Below are 17,794 nucleotides of genomic sequence, written 5' to 3' on the forward strand. Positions count from 1 at the left end.
ATTCAAAAACCACTTAATTCGAAAGAATTAGGTGGTTTTTTATTGTTTATAGGTCAATTCAAAATTCGCATTAAAAAACGCTTTATATTTCCATTGCAGTACCATGAAATTTGGAGTGTTATTATGCAAAAGTCGGTTAAGCGCTGGGACGCGTGGCGCATCACTCTTCGTTACTTAGGCAAACGTTATACGGCTACTCGAGATACAGCGAATGAGTGTGAACAATGGGCCGCTAAAAAATTATTAGAATTAAAATCTGAACAGGCTAATCCTGAGTCTGAAAAATCCATATCTCCTTCTATGCCCTTTTTGAACAGTACTATCAAGAAGAAGGCAGAAAAATGAAGAGTGCCCGCTTAATTGTTCAAATGCTTAAATGCCTAAAGAAAAAAGAATAATGAAAATATAATTAATATTTTATGATTAAACCCATCATTAAGTTTTTATTGATATTGAAATTAAAAATTAGCTTAAAAGTATATTATCGCAAAGTCTCCCCCATTGAGGAGACTTTCTAAGTATTAAATGACTTAAGGATGAATTTTTTTCAATCCATCTTCTACAGCAAATTTAGCTTCCTCCCACTGTAAACGTGAACTGCCTTTAACTTGTTCCCATTTAGTTTTCAATTTAGATTCAACCTCGGAAAAATTAATTTCTGCATTATTATCTACACGATTTTCATAACCTAAACGATAAGCCGTCCGATAATCACGATCATATTCTAGATTCTTGTCTTCAATATAATATGGCATTTTTTTATAGTTTTCTCGCCAATAATTATCTTCTTCTTGCCAGTCATTACTATCATCTTTTTGATTATTTGTTTGAGCTATATCATTACCTGCTATTGCCCCTACCACACCACCAATAATCCCCCCAACAACAGCACCTGGAGGGCCGCCAACAACACCAAATGCAGCACCTACCGCCGCTCCTCCCAAAGTTCCTGCACCTGTAGCAACCAAATTCTCTCCCCCTTCATTCATATCGGGTACATGATTATTATTAATCGGTGGAGAGTTTAAATCTGGATGAGCATTATCAATTGTGGATGAAATGTCTTGTAATGGTTTGCTATTTGATACATTACCATTAGAAGATGGCTCTTTTTGAGTAGTATGACTACCAACTGAATTTGATTGTTTTGTATTTACCATTTTCTTACTCCCTATATTTTAAAATCTAGTGTCTTTCAAAAGAACTAGAATATTAAAAGAACTTTTGAAATATGCTTGACAATTATTATTATAATTCACCTTTAGGTTAGTTATGTTTCATAAACACCCCTATTAAGTAAGGAGATGTTATTAATTAAAGAAATTATTTCTCATCAATAAAAATTCTTATTCAAATAGTCTTCACAATTATATCATCCTTTACCCCATAATCATTATATTTCGCTAGATTAAATATTACCCATAACATTTTAGTTTTACACTGCCCTGCAGGAAATTATGATTTTATGTATATGCAATTTAAAAAGCCTAGTTAATTAATACTAGGCTTTTTAAATGTATTTTTAAAAGATAATAATTATATATTATTTCATATTTTTAAATATATCTTCAGCTGCTTTTAAGTGTTTCGCAACAGCATCACGTGTTTGTACGAGCATATTTTTTAATTCAGAACTTTTCGTGTTTGGTATTAACTGCTTATCAATTATCGTCAAAACTTTACGGTGAACTTTAACTTGACTCATCATATAATTTTTATCAGTATCTGATGTTATTTGATTAAGCTTATTAACAATTTTATCACTATCATTTTGCAATGATTTACTAAGATTACTGGTTTGTGAAATCAACTGTAACCGACTTGCCAACGCTTGTGCATTTTTTTCATTGGCTGAATGTTCTTTAATCATCATTTCAGCATATTTCTTAGCTTCATCCTTTTTTAATTTTGGCAATGCAGTTTTTGCCTGCTTAATTTCACCATTATTAGCTGTACTTAATATCTTGAAAATTTGACTATCAGTCAAATTTTCATGGTTTTCATTTAATATTTTAGAGTGATTCTTCCCATCATTTATAGTTTGTTGATTCGCTGCCATAATCTCAAATGCACTGAAACTTAAAACACCACTAATTGCGATACAGCTAATAATTTTCTTCGTTAAAATAGCTTTCATACCAATATCCTTTAACTTAATTCATGAGTATTTCTACCTATGGGTAGCTTTTTCACATTTCCAATCTATATCCCTACTTGTAAATTCAAGGTTGGGGTTATTTATTCATTATTTCAATCAACCATATTTATACCGCTCGTTGAATATTATTCGCAAAGGGTAAATAGCTTATTTAAAGTAGATGATATAAATTTAATAATGAATCATGCCTCTGTATCCAATCTTATTAATGTAAATATAAAATATATATAATTTTAAAAAACATTAACTTAAAAAAATTTTTATTTTTTATTTTTACGAAAATAACAATAAAGCTCGTTATATTAACTTATAGATACTAAAGCTAAAATTAAATATATTTAAAGAAAATTTAAACCAATTTAACTTATTCACCCATCTATAAAAAAGCGTTCTCCTAAAGACTTTAATTCACACACTGCACACAAACAGTGACATGCACTTTTGTAGATATCGTATGAGCTGTGCAACCTGAAAGTAGAATACACAGCGAAATCAGAACCTTCATAGTGAAACGCGGTTAGCGGATCCAACCATAAAAGAATTGCTCTTGGGTAGGATTTCGCTCACAAATTTCGATATAACATTGGCCTTGCATGATATTAAGAACCCGAACTAATACCTTCTCTCCTTCTTTACCGCGCTTAGCCAGTGTTAGTGAAGAGGTAAGTAAGAAATAAAGTTCTATCTTCCAACCTAAGCTAGCCATTTCCCCTAACACTCACATATTTTTAGCTAATTCTTTTGCCAAACATTGTTCATGCCACGTGGTTTGAAAATTCTCGACAGCTTTTGACTTAATGAGAGGGTCTTCAAATAGCTTTGAAGAATATGCAGATTTGATAAGCTCTTGATAAAGTTGTTTGGCTTGTTGCTCTTCAAGATGATTGGCGATGTCATGTAACTCTTTAGCTGGCACTTCATGTTGTCTAGCATCCATCACGCCACTCGCTGCTTTTTTCACAGTTTCACAGTAATGGAGTTCCATCGCTTCCGATGCTGCATAACATTGAATTGAAATTGCGCTTATAAAGAGGAATATAAATCTCATAATCTCACCTTAATTTGACGCGCAAGGTTAGCAACTAATCTCCCAAAATTTAAGTTAAAAAAGGTTAATTTTTCTATTCTCTTATTTTATTTGACCTTTTGCACATGGGTGTCAGAAGCATTAAGCACTTTTCCATCTGCTGTGACTGGTGCCATAAATGGAATTTGCTGACCTGTATTTTTATCAATTAATAGAGAATGGCGCTCACCACTTTCAAATAAGTTGTGTTCTCCCCATTGACGTAGAGCAACAATCACAGGAAATAAACTCTCCCCTTTAGTGGTCAACACATATTCCTGATAAGCCGTACCATCTGAAGCATCTTGCATTTCGAGAACACCTGCTTCCACCAACTTTTTCAGCCTGTCAGAAAGAATATTTCGTGCAACGCCTAAGCTCCGCTGGAAATCTCCAAAACGGCGCATTCCGTCAAATGCATCGCGCACAATAAGCAGTGACCAGCGATCTCCTATGAGATTGACGCAGCGTGCAACAGGACAAGGTTCTTCTTTCATCAATGTAGAGTTAGCCATTGAGTTTCCTTACCAATAATCAGTAACAAGATATCTAGTTGCATTTTAAAACCAGTCGATCTAACATTCAACTAGTTGCATTTTAAAACTAGATTGGATGGATTTAGAATAATGAAAGCCTCCCTTGTATCTTCAATGTCTCCGGTAGATAACAATAAAACGCATTCGAACCTACCTCGTAGCGTAGTTTTGCTATTTGCTATAGCAAGTGGTGCAAGCGTAGCAAACGTCTATTATGCACAGCCTTTGCTCGACATCTTGGCGAGTGACTTTAATGTGAGTCATGCCGCCATTGGTGGTGTGGTTACAGCCACTCAAATAGGTTGTGCACTTGCCCTCGTGTTTTTAGTGCCGTTAGGTGATCTTATAAATCGGCGTCGGTTAATGACACTGCAACTACTGGCTTTAATATCTGCATTGCTAATGGTTGCCTTTGCCCACTCTACGATTATTCTTTTGACAGGAATGCTTGCGGTTGGCCTACTCGGCACAGCCATGACACAAGGGCTTATTGCCTATGCTGCAAGTGCTGCGGCCCCACATGAGCAAGGGCATGTGGTTGGTACTGCACAGAGTGGTGTGTTCATTGGGTTACTGCTTGCCCGTGTATTTTCAGGAGGAATAAGTGATATAGGGGGTTGGCGCGGCGTGTACTTTTGCGCAGCTATCATTATGCTCATGATTACCTTACCACTTTGGAGGCGACTCCCTCATTTAAATGTTCAGCCCGTTACCATGCGCTACCCGCAACTTCTAGCTTCTATGTTAAAGCTATTGCGCCAAGAAAAAGTCCTACAAGTACGCGGTGTATTAGCCTTACTCATGTTCGCGGCATTTAATATTCTCTGGAGCGCATTGGTACTACCGTTAAGTGCACCACCCTATAACTTTTCGCATACTGTAATTGGGTCTTTTGGACTGTTCGGTGTAATCGGTGCTCTAGCCGCCACTCGTGCTGGCCAATGGGCCGACCGCGGCTATGCTCAGCGCACAAGCTTGGCAGCACTGTTAATATTGCTGCTCGCATGGTGGCCGCTTTCACTCATGACCTACTCACTTTGGGCGCTGGTGATTGGCATAGTATTGCTCGACTTAGGTGGACAAGCCCTGCATGTGACCAACCAAAGTATGATTTTTCGTACTCGCCCAGAAGCACATAGCCGGCTTGTGGGTCTATACATGCTCTTTTATGCAATAGGTAGTGGTCTGGGTGCAATCAGCACAACAGCGACTTATGCTTATGCAGGATGGCTCGGCGTATGTAGTCTAGGCGCATGTGTGAGTTTATTGGCATTATTATTTTGGTGGAGAACGATGAAGCTATAACCCAAGTATTTTAAAAGTTCGTTCATCTAATTCTCTCAATTCATCCAAAGTATAGAGCCGCCCCTTTGGATCAAAAAATTTATCAAAATCAAATTGCCCTTCTTTATATAACTTATAACGTTTAGGGCCTAACCATTCTTTTTGGAAAAAATTATCGGTCAGATTAAAAAATTCTTTGAAGGAGATATTTGCGTCTATTTGACCCATTAACTGAGTCCGCTCATCTTTAGGAATATCTCGTACTTTTCTTTCATCCATAACGAAAGATCTGTTCCCAATAAGCCTTCCATCCTTACTTACGGGAACCAGAATACTTCGGCAATTTGGATGCAAAGGTGGCACTCTTTTCGCCGAGTCATTCAGTTTCCAAATAGAACCATCAACGGCTGCACAGATTTTAGAAGTCCTGCCATCTAAAACACTCACGAACCTTACATATTCAAAATTAAAATTTTTGAAGTTATATAAATAGACCTGATTTGATATATGGCTACGTAGCGTTCTAATAATTCTTTCAATATCGATTTTGGTACTGTTGAGCAATCCATCTTCGTACTTAAGGCGTTTTGTACCAGTAATACGTTTGATGATTTGCTGAGGCGTCATTCCGGTATTCATACCATCCCGAATAGCATATTCAATGCGTTGAAGGGCATTTTCACTAATTTGAGCTAAGGATTCATCAACCAAGGCACCTCCAGCCAAAGGCACTCGTTTTATTGACTGATAAAGCCGCTCTCCCTTTAAATCTTTAATAACCTTACCAAATAATTTGGCAATATAGTTTGACTCATATATAGCCAAAGCAATTGCCGAGTGAGTAAACATTTCCGGTAAAACAGTATTAATTGAATTAAACCAGTTCGAAATAACAAGTTGGATGTTTTTTAGATGCTGAGTTGTATACTCACCACCAGCAAGAGCAAACCTCTCAGTTTCATTCAGCTCTTTCATTAAACCGCCTAACCGATCAAGCATAACCATCGTTTCACTATTAAAAAACTTATAAAGTTCATTTACCGATCGCGATGATGCTCGGTAGAGATAAGCTTGATGCTGAGTAAAAACATCAAAAAGTGATTTTTCAGTAATATTCTTCATGTAAGTTACCTCTACAAAGGTGCACTTTATTTTTCTTTTTATATCGCTGTTCTATAAAATTTATTAATAGTTTTGAGTAGTTAAAAAGTTTATAAAGCTAATTAAAATAGTACTTTTGTTTTACGAACTTTTTTTGCACACTAATATTTCTAATAAAATTAGTGAGCCACAAAATAAACTCATCTCTATACTCAAAACGAGGAAGTAGACTTAAGTCAACTTTTATCTCTCTTTCAGAAAGAGGCTTAGTTAAACATTCTTCAAAATCAATTTTGGTATATTTTAACTTTAAATCATTTTGTTCGGCTTCTTTTCTAATTTCTGCCATCACTCTATTGAGATTGGTTACAGGGTTATCCGTAATCTGGTACTTTTCATACATATTTTCGTATACATTTTCGGCAATATCTAAATATTTAATGAGTTCAGCATTCTCATTCATCTCTTCATCATCCTATTTTTTTGGAAATTATGTACCAGTAAATGTTTCTATACGTAATTTAAGATTATTTTTATGTGAAAAATATTTTAATAAGAATAATAATATAATCTCCAACTTATTATTTTTTATGTCATTATTAATTCTTTATAAAACATTTCCATATTTACTGACATTTTTGATAAGTTTTATATGCTGATCATTTAAGCCTGTTAAATAAAAAAACCGCCCCAGAAGGCGGTAGCTGAATATTATCAGCCAGATATAGAAGTAAGGTGGACAAATACTTCTATATTTAAGAGGATATTTTATTATTTTTAATGAAATCCTCAGATTTAAAGTAGTTAATAATCATCTCAGCATTTTCTTCTTTGCTTGGTTCAGCAGCCACAGGAATTTCGGCTTGATCAATTTTAAAGCCTTTTGGAATATAGTTTGAAATTGGAGGAAGCTTCTCTTTCCCTCCAATTGTCATTCGCTCAATAAAGCCTGCAAGCCACAAAATGAATTCATCTTCATTTTTAAACTTGGGCATAAGACTTAAATCAATATGCACTGATTTTTCTTTATTAAATTGATTTAAGCATTCTTCAAAATTTATAAAATTGTACTTAAGTTTGAACTCAGTACCTTTAATTGCTTTACGAATCAAGCTAATTAAACAATTTAAATTTTGAATGGTATCTTCAGTAAATAAATTATCTTTTTTAATTTCCTTGTATACTTTCTCCGCTATAGCTAAATACTTTGGCATTTCTTCCTCCTCAATATTATTATAAATAATTGAAAATAAAAAAATTCATCTTCTGATTATGAAGACTTAATTGTAATTGAGTGCAAATAAATTTAAAACAATGTAAGAACTACCCATATTATGTAAAATTGCACCATAACGGAACACAAATAGTCAAACTAATGTTAAATGTTTCACAATTTTATTTAATACTTTTAACTAATTGGAAATATTTTCTTTCAATTGTAAATGATTATTTTTCACACAACATGAGTAATAAATTATCATTAAAAAACAATGTAGAAATAATTTTTATAAGTACCTCTCATGCTTCTAGATTCACCATACTTTAGTCTTTTTTCAGTCATAAATTTGAAGAAAAACTTAATTAAAGATGAGGTTATAACACCTACCCATCTGTTATATTTTTTTGAAAAAATTCTGTATCTATGATTACACCTTGCCTTTCTTCATGATAGTAACTATCTAGACACGAGGTAGCTAACATGAGTTTTTTAAGAAAGAAAAATAAAGCTAGTTTTGTACTATTTATTATTACCCTCTATTCAATGCTAGGGTTCGGCTTAGGTTTTATTATTTGGGAGTATTTCCTACAAATTCCATAACTTGAGCTAATAATTAATTTTTAAAGTAGCCGTTTTGATGGTTCTTTGAAAGATAATGTTTGCTTTACCTTTATACGGCTAAACCAGGGTGGTTAAAAAAATACCTTCCAAATATAAGGTGTTAATATTTGGAAGGTACTTTGCAATCAACCAAAGCTAGTGTCTCGTAATTTCTGCATTAATTTCTAAGCTTATTTCTTTACTACGATGGTAAGCTGCTTTTAAAGCCAACCGAATATCATCAGAGAGGTTACCCAATTCAAACATTCGTAATGCAGACTCTGTAATACCATTCGCTAATGTGACCTTGCCACATAACTCACTAGGCTGAACATTACTTTTACGAACCATTTCTACAGCGCCTGATGCAGCTTGAAGTATTAGATCTAAAGCAAATTGCTTATCTAGCCCCATAGACACCCCTGTTTTCACCATACTGTCGAGAATATAGAAGAAGTAAGCTGGTCCTGAACCCGATAAAGCAATAATCGCATCACTTTGGGATTCTGAATTTGCCCAATAGGTTCGCCCTGTTGCTGAGTAAATTGTTTCTATCACTTCTTTATCTAAAGGCTCTAAATAGTCTGAACCAATTAACACATGAGTACCTGTATAGGTTAATACAGGGGGATTAGAAATGAATCTGATAATTTTTTTTGAACCCGTAATACTCATTAATTGTTTAATATTAACTCCGGCCATCATCGACACAATAGTTTTATCAGCTAACCATTTTTTTAAGGGCGCCAGTATAGCCTTTAAGTCTTTTGGGTCTAGTAATAGAACAACTATATCTGCCTTTTTCACCTCATGTTGCTTTTGCTTTAGAATGATTTGATTCTCAAATTTGACTTCCTCTATTAGATTAATTTTTTCTCTTTGAAAGCCTTTTAAAACTAAACCTCCAATTAAAGCTAAAGACAAATTACTGCTACCAATGAAGCAAATATTAGGCTGTACTATATTCAACATTTAGAATTATTTCCTTCCTTTAGATATACTACAAAAAGAAATATTATTTATGACGTAAGTCATGCACCGTTAAGACAAGAAAAATTTAATAAATTTTCATGAATGTTAAGTTTAATTTTACAACGATTTTAAATTCTGAGCTAAGATTACTCTTTACTTATGACTTTATGAATAACAAATTAATCTAAATTGTTAAAAATATGTAATTAAAAATAATTTTTAGCTTATCTCATTAAAGAAATAGACTTACCAGACTTAAAGTATTTAATTAAAATTTACTTAATAACAACTTTGCTCTTTTTTAAAGAAACTTTCAGCTATTCTGGAGGCTTCTTGAAAATTGATTTCATTACACACCCAAAATGATAAAAGCTTTCCATCCAAATGGAAATATTGCTTGTGATACTCCGTTACATCATCTGAATGAGGATTTCCTATAGAGAAATAATTTTCATTATTCTTTCTTACTTTACCGTTTAAAATACCGCCAATACAAATATCCATTTTTATACCAGTTATAAAGTCAACTTATACAACACAATTCTAATTTCTATATTATATAAAACAAATAATCAACTTATTTAATTATCCATATAAAAAACCCACAAAGGAAGAAGTGGGTTTTTTAACTATATTGATGATTAGAGCCGTTTAATTGAGCAAATCACTACAGATCAAATCGTCTAAAATCATCAAATTACTTTAGTTTAAGCATTCGTCACAATTGTGATATTCGAAGCTTGTGGGCCTTTTTTACCCTGTGTTACAGTAAACTGAACACGCTGACCTTCTAAAAGAACTTTAAAGCCTTGTGTTTGAATCTCAGAAAAATGTGCAAAAACATCTTTACCTTCATCAGTTTGAATAAAACCGAAACCTTTAGTTTCATTAAACCATTTTACTGTACCAGTAGTATTAGACATAAATTAATCCTAACTTTTAAAAACATTATAATTTATTATTGGGCAAACCAATAGAACTAAAAAATACACATTCTACTTAAATATCTAAAAATATACGGAGGATTATAAATAAAACTGCGAAAAGAGAGACTTTGGGTAACATGAATATTTTTGTAGTTAGTGTCGACTATACACGCTTCTTAACGAATTGCAATCGATATCTTAATTAATTCATTTCTTATTGAATACGAAGGTATCAAATTCTAACTTTCTATCTGATTTTCAATGATATTTAAATATAATTTTCTAACACTGTATCTATATATTAATTAAACATATTTAATGCTTTTTAAAGTATTGGATTTTTAATTTTCAAATTATTTAGAGTTAAAAAAAATAAGATTGTGTAGGAACTTTCAAATATTATCCTATTAATTTACTTTTTTATAAATTATACATACTTGTCTGTATACATAATTCCTATTCTGCTTTAAAGTAGGCATGCAATTAACATATTGATGATAAACAGGAAGTATCAACGTGAGCGGTCTTTTAGTTTTATAACCATTGCCTTTCTTACTTTATCAAGCCCAGGCCCAGGCGTTTTATTTACAGTAACAAATTCAATAAATTATGGTTTGAGAACAGCTTTATTTGGCATTAGTGGTTTAATTATTGGTATGTTTATTATCGCTGTGATTTCTGCAAGCGGTGTCGGACTTATTATTACTAGCAACCCTACTATCTTCACTGCTTTAAAATTTATTGGGGCCTTTTACTTAATGTACTTAGGTTATAAAAATTTTATTAAAAAATCCCCAACTCAAGACTTATTAGAAACTGAACATAATGAAAAAGATATAAGGAAATCAAAGCTTTTCTATCAAGGGTTGTTTGCCTCACTACTTAATCCCAAAACAATTGTCTTTTTTATTGCCCTTTTCCCACAGTTTATTGATATTAAAAAAGAAATATTAAATCAGTTTTTGATTTTATCTTTAACATTCTGCTTGATCGGATTTTTAATTCATTTAGTTTATGCCAACTTTTCCTCTATATTCAAAGAGAAGATGCTTGCCGGAAATAATTTTTCTAAGCTCAATAAAGTCAGTGGTTGTATATTTTTTCTTTTAGCAGTTTTACTTATTACTCAATAAAACTATTTTATGAAAGTGAGCCAACTTGTAAGGCTATAACTCAATAGCTTTAGCAAGTTGGCTTTTTTATAAGCTGATACGATTAGCAAGCCATCCATAAAAGAATTGCTCATGCTTCGGATTTGTTTCCGTAATTTCAATATAGCGCTGGCCTTGCATAATATTAAGAAGCCGTACCAGCACTTTTTCACCTTCCTTACCACGGTTTTTAATATATTTTATTAAAGCCTGCAAAGTGGCTGGCCCATATTCACCATCTACCTTAAGGTCTACCCAGCCTTCTTTGCCCTGCCTATTCAATAAATTTAATGCACGTTGTAAAAGTGGTTTTGTGAAACTAATACCACAATTCACACCCGTGTCGAATAACTCTTCAGCAACAAGTGCGCTGATCAAATTAACTTGATCAAATCGCGGCTCAAGCCAATATTGATTCCTATAAATTTCTCTGGCTGTCTCTAACGTTAAATTCTCCATTGCACCTTGATAACCATAACTACGAGCAACGGCTTGTGTAATTCCAAATTTAGTCGCATGTCCATGATCAAGCGGATCATTTACATAGCCACCTTCGCGTTTTATTAGTGCATCTAAATATTGCTCAATATTCATAAGAGTTGTCCTCGTCTTTATTAGGGCCAAATAGCTATTAGCTTTGGATATCATCTTTCGCTTTTTTTAGATCTTGCATGACTTCAACAATGGTTTTTCCTTCTTGTTTATTAATGAAATTAAATATCCACCTCACAATTGCCCAACCAGGTAAGCCACAAATAAAGAAGAATCCACCTAAAGTGATCATTCCCCATATATCTGTCACCCACTCATGTAAATTCCATTTCATGATAATGAATGAGCCACCAGTCAAGCTTGAAACAACCGTACAAATCAAACCCACGACCCATTCTTGAGGTGAACGTGGAAACCGCATAATTAAAACTACTGCAACAACTAAGCTCACTGCTAAAGCCACCATCATGACAGTGCCATAAAGGTTAAAAGCGGCAGCTAGCCCATTTGAAGTTAAAAAATTTTCCATATTTTAATCCTGCCTAAAGTGTAATTTTTTGAAAAATAATCATGGCTACTGCTTTGTTATTTTTCATATTTTTATATCTAACTCTGCTATGTACACAGATTTAATCTAGTCGATCTTGTTCTTTTTAAACCGCTATGAATGACATAAGCCTCAGTAAAACTGCACCGCTAGATAACCTCTCTTTTTTGACCAAAAAGTTGAGATAACACGTTGCCGTATATCGGAAACTTTTGTGACGCATTAAATTCTTTGTTAGATTCTTCATGTTCTTGATACCCTTTATCGACGAACATTAAGCCTGATCCACGGAATCGGGCTTTTTTTTATTCCATTTCTTGTTTTTAATAGTCGGTACAAACCACTCATCGACTATCGCCATTTTTATATTCTGTCGTCCATTGAGGCAGAATAATCGTTACTTTCTTAATAAGGTATTGATAAAATTAAGAAATCAATTTCAAATAAAATATTATTTTCGTTCTATCAAGATGCCCTTATAACTGATATTATAACTATAGTTATTATTAGTCAATAACTATAGTTGTTTTACTAAATATAACTTAAGTTATATATTTGTTATAAGTTAGCTGGTGCGATCATTATGGCTCTTAAAGACCGTTTAAAAGATTCAAGGATTAAAGCTAAAAAAACACAGGCAGAGGTTGCTGAAGCAGTAAAGATGTCTCAGCCTGCTTATCAAGCTTTAGAATCGGGGAAGAATTTAAAATCTGCTTTTCTTCCACTCATTGCACAGTTTTTAGGTGTAGATGCTTATTGGCTTACTACAGGAAACTCAGAAGACTCTTTTAGAGAAAGTGATGTATTTAGTCCTACTGTCGTGAATAACGATGCAGCAGACCAATATGTCTGGATCGAAGTAGTTGAAGCGAGTTTTTCTTGTGGTACAGGCGAATCTATTGAATTTCATTTTGATGCAATTAATGGGAAAATTCCTTTTCCCGCATCATTTTTTAAAGAAAAACGTGTTGCACAAGAATGCATGCGTATTATTAAAGCTAAAGGCGATAGTATGACCGATTACATCAAAGATGGTGATCTGGTCGGTATTGATATTTCTCAAACAGAAGTAATTGATGGTGAAATCTATGCCGTTTATTTTGCTGGTGAAGGCATGATTAAACAAATTTTTAAAGAGGCAGATGGCTCTTTAATTTTGCATAGTTTAAATGAAAAATTTAGAGACCGACGTGTCACCGAAGAGAACGGTAAAAACTTTAAGGTCATGGGGCGTCAGTTCTGGAGAGCGGGCTAATTTAGTTATTAAATATAGCTAAAATAATAATAAGACCTTTTTCATCACTTTCGTCTTTTTATAACTTTAATTATTTAGATTTCTTCACGATATAAAAAAACCTATCTCCTTTAAAAGAGATAGGTTTTTTTGCTTTATTACCATGATTTTATCAACAATATGTATTTAAACGATAAAGTTGATTAAACCCAGCATAAAAGCTTTTTCCGTCTTGGTTTAACTCAATTTCTTCACCAGTTTGAAGCTGAATTTTCTTTCCAACCTCAACCCAACGATAACCATCAAGCGAGTTTTGCTTACGGACGTGAGGAACAATCCTCACATTAATTTCATTACCATTTACGGCTGTGGCGATTTGCCACTCATTTACTATATTCACAATCATTCACTCATCACTGAGCTCATGTGATTTAACGGTATTTAATTAGAACGCTAGATTTAAGGTATGGACAATTCGTCTAGAATTTAATATTTAGCTTGATATAGGGTTATTTATAAGCTAATTGCTTTCCATGATTTCGTATCATGAAAAGTAGTACATCACAGAGCATAATATTTTGGATGCGGGGGTCGGATTTGAACCAACGACCTTCGGGTTATGAGCCCGACGAGCTACCAGACTGCTCCACCCCGCAATTGGAAGTAAGCTTTATACGCTTATATATTTTATAAAGCAAACTTTATTTTTTAATCGGTTGTAATTATTAAGAATTATCTTTTTATTAATTTTTCTTTTTATCCGCTCAAATTAAATAAGCCCCCTCAATTTCAATTTTAACGCTCTAAATTGTTGTATTTATTTTAAACAGAACCCGTTATTCATAGACAACAATTGCCATGCTTGGGTAGCTTTTATACTATCTAGTTTCAACCCATCATTTATAGTTTATATGTCTGATCCTCAGCTCTCTCTTAGTGAATATCTCGGTACAGTGCAGGAAGTCATACGCCTGACTTTTGACGAGCCTGTATGGGTGAGAGCGGAAATTCGGAATTTAAATGTTAAAGGTGGACATTATTATTTAGAGCTTGCAGAAAAAGATGCTGACACCGACAAGGTCATTGCAAGCTGTAAAGCAACCATCTGGAAATTTTCAGCCAGTAAAATTGTTCTAAAGTTTGAACGTGAAACAGGTATTGAGTTAGCTAGTGATTTAAACGTTTTAATCAAAATTAGAGCGCGTTTCGATCCACAATATGGATTTTCAGTCAATATTGAAGAAATAGACTCAAGTTTTACACTTGGAGAAATTGCAAAACGTTATCAACAAATTGTAGAACGTTTAACGCAAGAAGGTTTGATTCATAAGAATAAACTTCTCCCTACTCCTTTTGATATACAAAATGTATTAGTTATTGCTCCTCAAAATGCTGCGGGTTTAGGTGACTTTAAAAAGGATGCAGATGCTTTAGAGAGAAATAAGGTTTGTCATTTTGTTTATCAAAATGCGACTTTTCAGGGAAATACGGCTGCCGTCAGTCTTATGGAGTCGTTGGCAACAGGTTTAAAACAATGGGCAAATAATTTTAACTTTCCACCCGACCTGATTGTGATTATTCGTGGGGGTGGTGCTGTAAATGACTTAGCTTACTTAAATGATTATGAGCTTGCCGCCCTACTCTGTAAACGTAGCGTGCCGATTTGGGTCGGTATTGGACATGAAAAAGATCGTACTATCCTTGACGAGATTGCACACCGTTCGTTTGATACTCCAAGTAAAGTGATTGCGGGTATTCGCAACCATATTGTTGAACGTGTACAAGAAGCTGTAGACAACCTACAAACAATCAAACTCTTGTCACAACATCAAATTACGACCTACCAAAGTAAGAGTGATCAATATCTACAACATATTAAATCCTCTGCCCAAGCTCAGCTTAATTCAGCTCACCAGTTCCTTGAGCAGATAAAGGAACGCATTCAATTTGTTTCACAGCAACAAGTTAAATTTTCTCTATCGCAAACTGAATCTCTTATGCGAGAAATTCTTTTGCAAAACCCGAAACAAATTCAAGCAAAAGGTTATGCAATTGTAAGATCAGAAGGCAAAGCAATTCGTTCCATTCACCAAATCACTAGCTCTACCATTACTGTTGATATGCAAGATGGAGCAATTAACGCTAATATTACCGAGGTAATTCCAAATGAATGATAAAGAACTGACTTTTAAAGAAGGTCATGACATTTTAAAGCGAAATGCCGAATTACTTGAATCTCAGGAAAGCCCGGATATTGATAATTTGATGAAGATTGTTGAAGAATCCATTGGTGCTTATAAAGCTTGCAAAGCTCGCATTGAAGCAGTCCAGCAAGCTTTAGATGAAACTTTTAAAGAATAAATTTCCATAAAAAAAGCCCATTTCTACTTCTCATTGAAGAAATGGGCTTAGTGAACACCACTTAGTCCTGAAATACAAAAATGTGGATTAGGTCACATTTTTGCAGAAACATAGTCCCATAAGGACCCCTTGGTGTTCAAGATTTTAATTGTGTCTATACGTTAGTTTGCTTTTATTTTAAGCAACACTAAAACAGATGAAAAAATCAACTTTTCTTCGCCCCTCTATAATTCATCTTCATTAAACGGGCCAACTAATTTATAAATTTTTCCATCTTTTGGATTTTCATAGAGTAAATCCATATTCGGTAGAATAATATCGTCATCAATTTCGATATGCTCTACACTTTTATACAGCTCTAATTTCTGATCGTTCGCAGGCCTAACCTTTGCTAAAGCAATACTTTCTTGGTCAAACTGATCTTTAATAACGACTTTTAATCTCTTCATGAAACAACTCCTGTATATTAAATTTTTTAATATAAATTAATTTGTTAGGTCTAAAATGAGCTAATCGCTGAATAGCCGATTGGCATGGCAAAAAAAGTTAAAATAAATGCAGCAATACGTTGTAAGTTACGTTGATTTAACCAAGTGACTTTATTTGAGATTAATACTGTACCAAACATAATCCATAAAAAAGCAATTGGGGTAATTAAAGCTAAAAAGACAACAATGTGAATAAAATATAAATGAGGAACTTCCCACGCTGCATGGGGAAAAATCGCTGAAGCAAAAAGTAAAGCTTTCGGATTTAAAAGTGTCGCAAGAAATAAAGCTTTTGGCGTAATAAGCGGTCGGTCTAACTTAATATCTTCAGACGATGTCATCCAGAGTTTAAAAGCAAGATAGAGTATAAAGCCCGCACTCATCAGCTTTAATATGGCTGGAAGCCATGGAATGAAATGAGACACCGATTCAAGTAAAACACCCCATGAGGTAATTGCGATCAGGTAACCTATGACCTCTGCCGGAATCAACTTAAGAGAATGCTTTACCCCTGCTTGTATGCCAGCCGAGGCTAATAATGTATTTGTTGGTCCTGGAGTCAACAAAATAGTGACTACAAGTCCAATAAATAAAAATGACACCATAGGCAAAAAAATCTATTGATTACGCTAGGCGAAATATGTCAAAAACAATCCTGTATTGTCGACAAAATCGTTGTAACAAGAAATATTACAAATATTTTTTATTTTTTAAAATCAAATCATTAATAAAAAATGAACTCAAGCTTCACTATAAATTATTCAATTTTAAATTTGCACAATACGTCACATAAATTTTAAAAAAACCAAATTTAAGTTAAAAATAGACTTAATTTATCTATAAAAATGAAGTGGTTATTTTTGTATCTTTTTTAGTCAAATTCTCACGTTTTTCATCCCACAAAAAGAAAAATTACAGAGCTTGAAATTATCAAATTGATCAATATATATACACATGAAAATCGTGATTTTACTGAATAGATGTATCGTTCCCATCAATTCATTGATCGCCGCTTTCATCGAATTAAATAGTTGATGGAGGATGCATGATGAATGCTTATGTACGCCCTCATCCCGATGGTTTTAAATCTTATTTAGGAAAGGATCAGAAAACCGGCCTCTATACAGTACGGGTTGGTTGGACAGTATATGAAACCAATGCCAATGTTTCAGTTTTGTATATTGTTAAAGAGGAAAGTAAGATTCCACTGGATGTAGAAAAGTTTAAAACTGACCGACCTAAAATCTATGATGCGCTTTTAAATGAAGTGCAATTTCAACGCAGAAAACAATTGGCTATTGATCTTCAAAAGTCCAATATTCCCTCTTATGATCGTAAAGCCTACAAAAAGCGCCGCGGCTTTACAGGTTCTTAATTTAATCCTCCCATAGTCAAGTCATACAGAAAAAGCACCCGTGGGTGCTTTTTCTTTATCGACCAGTTGCAATTAATACAAACAAGCTCAGTATTAAAGTGCTTAATGATCGTTTGCAGTGTACGTGGACTTCATGCTCAGCTCCGTGAGCGTACTGTTCAATGTTTTCCATTACGTGTGCCCTTAAAGTTCACACTGATAATTTGCCTAATTTTCATACATTAAAAAATTAGCCAAAAGTATTATATCCAAACAAATTTTATTTTTTGTTTTTAGGTATCTCT

21 protein-coding genes, 1 tRNA gene and 3 pseudogenes are annotated in these 17,794 nt (G+C 33.7%); 8 read left to right on the forward strand and 17 right to left on the reverse strand.

Annotated features, from left to right (window positions below):
- Positions 1–123: 123 nt before the first annotated feature.
- A pseudogene (locus R5R67_RS13725) lies at positions 124–389 on the forward strand (site-specific integrase); the annotation flags it as partial.
- A gap of 141 nt (positions 390–530) precedes the next feature.
- On the opposite strand, the gene R5R67_RS13730 reads toward R5R67_RS13725, so the two are convergent.
- The 5 genes and pseudogenes from R5R67_RS13730 to R5R67_RS13750 form a co-directional block, all read right to left on the reverse strand.
- The gene (locus tag R5R67_RS13730) at positions 531–1,160 is read right to left on the reverse strand and encodes a hypothetical protein (RefSeq protein WP_000248357.1); all 630 of its coding nucleotides are present in this window, start codon (positions 1,158–1,160) and stop codon (positions 531–533) included.
- 383 nt (positions 1,161–1,543) lie between these two features.
- Positions 1,544–2,137, reverse strand: coding sequence for a DUF4142 domain-containing protein (locus R5R67_RS13735; RefSeq protein WP_000644332.1), 594 nt, complete (start codon positions 2,135–2,137; stop codon positions 1,544–1,546).
- 522 nt (positions 2,138–2,659) lie between these two features.
- Positions 2,660–2,807: pseudogene (locus R5R67_RS13740) on the reverse strand (putative peptidoglycan-binding domain-containing protein); the annotation flags it as partial.
- 69 nt (positions 2,808–2,876) lie between these two features.
- Positions 2,877–3,206: a hypothetical protein gene (locus R5R67_RS13745; protein ID WP_001210983.1), complete on the reverse strand. Its 330-nt coding sequence runs from the start codon at positions 3,204–3,206 to the stop codon at positions 2,877–2,879.
- Positions 3,207–3,292: 86 nt separating this feature from the next.
- A complete protein-coding gene (locus R5R67_RS13750) occupies positions 3,293–3,739 on the reverse strand; it encodes a winged helix-turn-helix transcriptional regulator (protein ID WP_000024027.1) in 447 nt (148 codons plus the stop codon).
- Positions 3,740–3,850: 111 nt separating this feature from the next.
- On the opposite strand from R5R67_RS13750, the gene R5R67_RS13755 reads away from it, so the two are divergent.
- Positions 3,851–5,065 (forward strand): MFS transporter, encoded by a 1,215-nt coding sequence (locus tag R5R67_RS13755; RefSeq protein WP_000648027.1) that lies wholly within the window; start codon positions 3,851–3,853, stop codon positions 5,063–5,065.
- Here the strand turns inward: R5R67_RS13755 and R5R67_RS13760 are convergent.
- From R5R67_RS13760 to R5R67_RS13770, 3 genes are all read right to left on the reverse strand, one after another.
- Positions 5,060–6,166 carry a minor capsid protein gene (locus R5R67_RS13760; RefSeq protein WP_000790412.1) on the reverse strand — a complete coding sequence of 369 codons (1,107 nt, stop codon included), beginning with the start codon at positions 6,164–6,166 and terminating at the stop codon, positions 5,060–5,062. The genes R5R67_RS13755 and R5R67_RS13760 overlap by 6 nt on opposite strands.
- A 97-nt stretch (positions 6,167–6,263) precedes the next feature.
- Positions 6,264–6,608, reverse strand: a complete 345-nt coding sequence (locus R5R67_RS13765; protein WP_001004676.1) for a hypothetical protein — start codon at positions 6,606–6,608, stop codon at positions 6,264–6,266.
- Between the two features lie 292 nt (positions 6,609–6,900).
- Positions 6,901–7,359, reverse strand: coding sequence for a hypothetical protein (locus tag R5R67_RS13770; protein WP_001127325.1), 459 nt, complete (start codon positions 7,357–7,359; stop codon positions 6,901–6,903).
- Between the two features lie 485 nt (positions 7,360–7,844).
- Between R5R67_RS13770 and R5R67_RS13775 the strand changes: the two genes are divergently transcribed.
- Entirely contained in the window at positions 7,845–7,964 is a 120-nt protein-coding gene (locus tag R5R67_RS13775) for a hypothetical protein (protein WP_001982898.1), read from the forward strand.
- A gap of 156 nt (positions 7,965–8,120) precedes the next feature.
- On the opposite strand, the gene R5R67_RS13780 is transcribed toward R5R67_RS13775, so the two are convergent.
- The 3 genes from R5R67_RS13780 to R5R67_RS13790 all read right to left on the reverse strand — a co-directional run bounded on the left by R5R67_RS13780 (position 8,121) and on the right by R5R67_RS13790 (position 9,859).
- Positions 8,121–8,936: a pyrroline-5-carboxylate reductase family protein gene (locus tag R5R67_RS13780; protein WP_000932368.1), complete on the reverse strand. Its 816-nt coding sequence runs from the start codon at positions 8,934–8,936 to the stop codon at positions 8,121–8,123.
- 279 nt (positions 8,937–9,215) lie between these two features.
- Entirely contained in the window at positions 9,216–9,440 is a 225-nt protein-coding gene (locus R5R67_RS13785; RefSeq protein ID WP_000350297.1) for a hypothetical protein, read from the reverse strand.
- Positions 9,441–9,643: 203 nt separating this feature from the next.
- Complete coding sequence (locus tag R5R67_RS13790; protein ID WP_000072673.1) at positions 9,644–9,859, reverse strand: cold-shock protein; 216 nt, start codon at positions 9,857–9,859, stop codon at positions 9,644–9,646.
- Between the two features lie 519 nt (positions 9,860–10,378).
- Here R5R67_RS13790 and R5R67_RS13795 point away from each other — a divergent pair.
- Positions 10,379–10,995 (forward strand): annotated as a pseudogene (locus R5R67_RS13795) (LysE family translocator).
- 66 nt (positions 10,996–11,061) lie between these two features.
- On the opposite strand, the gene R5R67_RS13800 reads toward R5R67_RS13795, so the two are convergent.
- Positions 11,062–11,607: a glycoside hydrolase family 108 protein gene (locus R5R67_RS13800; RefSeq protein ID WP_001019688.1), complete on the reverse strand. Its 546-nt coding sequence runs from the start codon at positions 11,605–11,607 to the stop codon at positions 11,062–11,064.
- 37 nt (positions 11,608–11,644) lie between these two features.
- Complete coding sequence (locus tag R5R67_RS13805; RefSeq protein ID WP_000427182.1) at positions 11,645–12,034, reverse strand: hypothetical protein; 390 nt, start codon at positions 12,032–12,034, stop codon at positions 11,645–11,647.
- A gap of 601 nt (positions 12,035–12,635) precedes the next feature.
- On the opposite strand from R5R67_RS13805, the gene R5R67_RS13810 reads away from it, so the two are divergent.
- On the forward strand, positions 12,636–13,307 hold the full coding sequence (locus tag R5R67_RS13810) for an XRE family transcriptional regulator (RefSeq protein WP_001185369.1): 672 nt from the start codon (positions 12,636–12,638) through the stop codon (positions 13,305–13,307).
- Positions 13,308–13,458: 151 nt separating this feature from the next.
- Here the strand turns inward: R5R67_RS13810 and R5R67_RS13815 are convergent, their stop codons facing one another.
- Both R5R67_RS13815 and R5R67_RS13820 read right to left on the reverse strand, forming a co-directional pair.
- Positions 13,459–13,692 (reverse strand): transposase, encoded by a 234-nt coding sequence (locus tag R5R67_RS13815; RefSeq protein WP_000636785.1) that lies wholly within the window; start codon positions 13,690–13,692, stop codon positions 13,459–13,461.
- A 173-nt stretch (positions 13,693–13,865) separates the two neighbouring features.
- Positions 13,866–13,942 (reverse strand) — tRNA-Met (locus R5R67_RS13820).
- Positions 13,943–14,197: 255 nt separating this feature from the next.
- Between R5R67_RS13820 and xseA the strand changes: the two genes are divergently transcribed.
- Both xseA and xseB read left to right on the forward strand, forming a co-directional pair.
- Entirely contained in the window at positions 14,198–15,460 is a 1,263-nt protein-coding gene (gene xseA, locus R5R67_RS13825) for an exodeoxyribonuclease VII large subunit (protein ID WP_001283233.1), read from the forward strand.
- Positions 15,453–15,647 carry an exodeoxyribonuclease VII small subunit gene (gene xseB / locus R5R67_RS13830; protein ID WP_000998195.1) on the forward strand — a complete coding sequence of 65 codons (195 nt, stop codon included), beginning with the start codon at positions 15,453–15,455 and terminating at the stop codon, positions 15,645–15,647. Before xseA ends, xseB begins: the two co-directional genes overlap by 8 nt.
- Before the next feature lie 224 nt (positions 15,648–15,871).
- Here the strand turns inward: xseB and R5R67_RS13835 are convergent, their stop codons facing one another.
- Positions 15,872–16,096, reverse strand: a complete 225-nt coding sequence (locus tag R5R67_RS13835; RefSeq protein ID WP_000825869.1) for a hypothetical protein — start codon at positions 16,094–16,096, stop codon at positions 15,872–15,874.
- 50 nt (positions 16,097–16,146) lie between these two features.
- Positions 16,147–16,740, reverse strand: coding sequence for a LysE family translocator (locus R5R67_RS13840; RefSeq protein ID WP_000253369.1), 594 nt, complete (start codon positions 16,738–16,740; stop codon positions 16,147–16,149).
- A 440-nt stretch (positions 16,741–17,180) separates the two neighbouring features.
- Here R5R67_RS13840 and R5R67_RS13845 point away from each other — a divergent pair, with 440 nt between their 5' ends.
- Positions 17,181–17,510 (forward strand): hypothetical protein, encoded by a 330-nt coding sequence (locus R5R67_RS13845; protein WP_000980496.1) that lies wholly within the window; start codon positions 17,181–17,183, stop codon positions 17,508–17,510.
- The last annotated feature ends 284 nt before the right edge of the window (positions 17,511–17,794 follow it).

It is taken from the genome of Acinetobacter sp. OYA S30, from assembly GCF_033599315.1.
Taxonomy (GTDB): Bacteria; Pseudomonadota; Gammaproteobacteria; order Pseudomonadales; family Moraxellaceae; genus Acinetobacter; species Acinetobacter baumannii.